This is a genomic window from Collimonas sp. OK242, assembly GCF_900107095.1.
Lineage (GTDB): Bacteria > Pseudomonadota > Gammaproteobacteria > Burkholderiales > Burkholderiaceae_D > Collimonas.
This window is the reverse complement of the sequence record NZ_FNOR01000043.1, coordinates 1-5,089: the sequence shown is the minus strand read 5'-3', so window position 1 is coordinate 5,089 and position 5,089 is coordinate 1. Positions and strand designations below refer to the sequence as shown.

Sequence of the window (5,089 nt, the reverse complement as noted above, 5' to 3'; positions counted from 1 at the left end):
ACGCAGCACCAGCTACGGCTACAGCAAGATCAACGGCCGCAGCCTGTTGAGCCGGATCGACGGGCCGCTGGCCAACGGACCGAAGAACGATCCGACGGACAGTGATGTCGCCGGATTCGACTGGGACAGCAAAGGCAGCTTCATCACAGCGATGACTGACTTGGCAAGCGGCAAGAGCCGCATTCAATATGACGAAGCCGGACGCATCGCGGAAGTGAAAAATAACCGGGGCTTCAGCACAACTTACGCTTACGATGCCCGCAGCCTGCCGGTCCGCGTCGTCAGCACCGGACCGGGCGCAAGCTCTCCCAGCGTAGAGAGCTTTTTATACGACGCGGAGGGTAACCGTGTCGAAGCCGGGACCGGCGCGGGTAAGGACTATAAAGGGCAAGCCAGATATGGCTTCGATATTCTCGGCCATAACATCTGGACCGCCAGCGCACTCGGCGTGATCGCGCGCAATAGTTTCGATACGGAGAGCAATCTGATCGAAGCCGCTGTGCAAAACGCACGTATCCAGCAGATACAACATTACCGTTACGACGCTCAGAATCGTCTGACCGCAACCTGGGACAACACCGGCGCAATCAAACGGATCGCCTACAACGACCAGAATATGCCCGCCATATTGAGCGATAGCCTGGGCCGCCAAAAGCGCTATCGCTACGATGCCAATCTGTATCTGACCGACGTGACGGCAGCCGCCAACAGCGTGACCAGGTTCGACAACGATAGCCAGGGCAGAGCCGCGGCAGTGACCGCACCCAACGGCGCCGTCACCCGCACGCTCAGAGATGATTTCGGCCGCACGGTCGCCATCGTCAGCCCGGACAGCGGTGCCAGCACGCGCACCTTCGACGCCGCCGGCCGCCTGACAGAAAGCACCGACGGCAATGGCAATCGCGCTCGTTATGAGTACGATCCCATGGGGCGCATCAGCAAACAAACCGTGTTTGACGCCAAGACCAAGGAACCGGTCATCACCAGCTGGCAATACCAGGGGCAACGGCTGGTCGCGCTGGATTACCCGACCCAGAGCGAACGTTATGCCTACGACCAGCGCGGACTGATGGTGAGCAAGACGGTCACGCTGAAGCAGATCAACGGCGGCACAGCGCCGTCCGCCATCAGCGCCATTACGCGCTACCGCTACGACGAGCACGCACAATTGCAAAGCGTCAGCCTGCCGGACGGCAGTGCAATCCAGTATCAGCGCAATGGTCAGGATCAGATCGTTGCACTGACTCGCAGCCGGATTCAAACACCCTGGCTCCAATGGCTGCTGCCCGCCAAGGTGCTGGTGCAAAACATCGAACGCGACATCGTCGGCGTCAAGAGCTACGCCTACGGCAATGGCATCGAGGCCGAATTCCAGCGCAGCAGGGAAGGCGCGTTGGCAAGGGTGGTATATCGCCGTCCCGCCGACAGCGGCAACGTGCAGACCGCCATGCTGGAACGGGTGCTGGGCATCAGCGATGCGCAGGCCGCAGCAACCCCAGCCAGCCGTGGCTCGTCCGGGTTGCCGGGCGCGCTTGGTTTGCCGCAGGACTCGCAAGCGCTGCTGGATCAGCGCTACTTGTGGGACACGCAAGGCAATTTGCTGCATATCCAGAATCGGGGGATGCTGACTGCGCCACATCAGCAAACCGGCAGCTACGCCTACGATGCCCAAGACCGCCTGATCGTGGCAAGCGCGCCGCAAAGCACCGACCGTTATTTCTACGACGGCGCCGGCAACCGGCTGCTGGCGCAGCAAGGGATCAAGGACCAGGCCGACCTGTCCACCAATTCGGTCAAGAATGTCTATGAAGCCAACAGCAACCGCCTGCTTGGCGGCGCAGCAAACCACACGCAATACGATAGCGGCGGCCAGCCGCAGCGTATCGCCGATCGGGAATATGTCTGGGACGCGTTCGGCAAGTTGTCTGAAATACGCCAGGAAAACCGCCGCCTGGCCAGCTATAGCTACAACCATCGCGGCGAACGTGTCGCCAAGGTGGTCAACGGCACGGCTGCGGCCGACGCGGCGCACACCACGCGTTACCTGTACCAGAATCGCCAGTTGCAGGCGGAACTGGACGGCCAAGGGCGGATCACGCGCCAGTATGTCTATCTGGCGCAACAGCCGATAGCGGTGATCGACACCCCTGACGGCAGCCTGCCCGATGCAGAAGAGCGCTCGCCATTGGCCCAGGTTGCGGCGGATATCGGCACGGCGCTCAAGTCGTGGTTCGGCAGCGATGCTGCCATCACCTATCTGCACAACAATCATCTGGGGGCGCCGGAGGTGGCGACGGATCAGTCCGGCAAGCCGGTCTGGCAAGCGGGCTATAGCGCATTCGGCAAAATTGTCAACGTCAGCCAAGCGGGAAAAACAGCGCGCCGCTTTACGCTCAACCTGCGCTTGCCGGGGCAATACGAGGATCAAGAGAGCGGGCTGTATTACAACGATCACCGCTATTACGATGCGGACAGCGGCCGCTACCTGACGCCTGATCCGATGGGGCTGAGGGCGGGGATCAATACTTATGCTTATGTCAGCAGCAATCCGCTCAAGAATATCGATCCCTATGGACTCATCCTGTTTGCGTTTGATGGAACCGGGAACACAGACGATCAGACCTGGCTCACGTCGCATGACAGCTCATTGTCGAATGTAGTGAATTTCCGGCAACTTTATAACGACGGAGATCGCCGCTATGTTTCCGGTGTTGGCACTATCGATCGCAGCGACCCCGCTCGTCCGATCGACCCGGCAGACTTTAAGCCGTGGTATGTCCCGCTGGGGGCGGAAAGTGCCGATATGGGCGCCAACTATTCCGGACCCGCGCGTATCACGCGCATGGTGGAATATTTCAACAAAGAGGCAGATGTATCTGTTGACAACCAGGCGATGGATATCGACATCATCGGTTTCAGCCGCGGCGCAGCGGAGGCGCGCGACTTCGCCAATCGTATTGTCGCAAACACCAAGGACGGCTGGTACAGTTACACAGATGCGCAAGGCAAAGCCCAGTGCCAGAAAGTGAATTTCCGCTTCATGGGGCTGTGGGATACGGTGCTCAGCACCAACTGGAGCGGTACACCTTATAACCTCGGCATCCCGGACCAATTCAAATACGTGGCACAGGCGGTAGCGCTCAACGAGTACCGCGACAAGACGGTACGGCAATTACCTGGGTCGGTCGGGGCTTTCCCGCTCGAATCGATCTTGGGTGGAACGGTGCCGACCGGCGATACCCGGATTGAACGCGGCTTCATCGGTGCGCATGCCGATATTGGCGGCGGCTTCAGTGCGACTCAAAACCAGCTGGCTCAAGTCCCTTTGGCTTGGATGGTCGACCAAGCCAAGTTGGCAGGGCTGAATATGAGCCTTCCCGCAGACACCGTCATCGCCAACCCGGTACTGCACGATAAGAGCGATAATCAATATTTGACTTCAGGCTGGCCGGCTCAACCCATCGAAAACCGCGAGGTGCGCCGTCAGGATGGAACGACGACCACGGAAACGGCGATGACCGGCACGGGCATGACCAACGCGGACACCAAGAAGTACATCGATTTTTTGCCGGCGACCGGCCAGGATGCCGACGGCAACATCACGCGGATCCCGCGCAAGGACTACGTGACCGGCACGGTAAATATGCAAGGTTATCTGGACTGGCTCAATGCCAACGACTACAAGATCAATTTGAAGGTGGCGCCATGAAAAATAACATGTTCTTTTCTCAAACCATGAAACGCATGTTCTTGGGCATGCTGGCAAGTCTGACCCTGCTGTTTGCATGCAAGGCGATGGCAGGCGCAGATGCGGCCCAGGGCGGAAGTTTCGATACTGACCGTTTTCGCGGCACGGGTGGCGTGGGCGATCTGGTACTGGATGCACTTAGCCTGAAACAAGGAGTGACGTTTTACGACGATCGCGGCTACGTGATTGATGCACCCAGCTCTCTCAGTCTAAAGAATAACAGTCAATCCGCCTATCCCGGCGGTGAAAGAGGGCTGCCGAAAACGATTCGCGCCACTTGGCGCGTGGGTGACTTCCGACAAAAACAGGGCGGCGGCGGCTGGAACGGCGGCACCATTGTCGGCGACTACACGATCCCCGTGGCCGGGCGTATTCCCGACGAGATTCTGAATTACATCCGCAAAAATGGCGGCGCCTTGCGCATCAAGTTGCGCTTGAAGGACGACGGCATCTTGCTGGGATGGGATGTGCAACGGCGCGTGCCGATTCCCGGCGTGGATTACAAGCATTGCAAGGATCCTCGCGATTGCGTCTATGGGCTGGCGTATGAAATGGCAGGCGGGGATTTTCGCGAGGCAACGATTGTGAATGGCAAAGTCGTCGATCCCGGCTGGTGAAACTAAGTGGGTCCAAATAATTACCGGCCGCCTGTGACTTGCATTCAAATCGGCAACGCCTTGCTTGCTGCGGGCGCGAAGCCATCGGATTGATTCTGTCCATCCCCAAGATTATCAATTTAAGCGGGAAACCAATTGCAAGCCCGGCAGAAAGCATCGGAATGAGATAGCTCCGACCGCGACCAATTGCGGCAAGCAGACAGAGTTAATTAAATGCATTCCTGTCGTATTTCGCATTAGAAGCCGCTTCGCCTGGAAGCGCGAAAACCGGCGGCAGTTTTCTCTATGCGCGCTAACATCAACAAAAATAAGAAAATTATGTCAAATCGCAAAAATTTGGTAGTCGCTGAACTACTTGCTTCCGACTCTACAAGCCGTCAATCGACGCATGCATCGCCCGCTGGCCTGATGCATATCGCTATTTTTGATTGTCCAGGTCAAGGCTGTGCCTTTGCCAACTATCCAAGTGGGAGCGTTAAATGATGGCGTGCACACCGGCGCCAGTCATCAAGCTCACAAATAAGTCCATGCGCCTCGCCACCAAGCGATTCGCGTCGATGGCCTTGCTGGCCGCGCTGTTTTCCGGCACGGCTCCGGTGCAAGCCTGCGGTCCGAGCCCGGGCGGGCAGACCTGCAACAGCGGCACGCAGGCCGCCAGCCTGGGTAACGACAGCAGCACCAACCAGGGCGCCGGCAACCCGATCAACATCATCAACGGCAACAA

The 5,089-nt window shown here is 58.5% G+C and carries 3 protein-coding genes; all 3 read left to right on the top strand.

The window, feature by feature from the left end:
• On the top strand, positions 1-3,709 hold a 3,709-nt coding region (locus tag BLV81_RS23280; protein ID WP_176992945.1), incomplete at its 5' end, for an RHS repeat-associated core domain-containing protein.
• A complete protein-coding gene (locus tag BLV81_RS23275; protein WP_092360261.1) occupies positions 3,706-4,365 on the top strand; it encodes a hypothetical protein in 660 nt (219 codons plus the stop codon). The genes BLV81_RS23280 and BLV81_RS23275, both read left to right, overlap by 4 nt.
• A 479-nt stretch (positions 4,366-4,844) precedes the next feature.
• On the top strand, positions 4,845-5,089 hold a 245-nt coding region (locus BLV81_RS23270; protein WP_143036447.1), incomplete at its 3' end, for a hypothetical protein.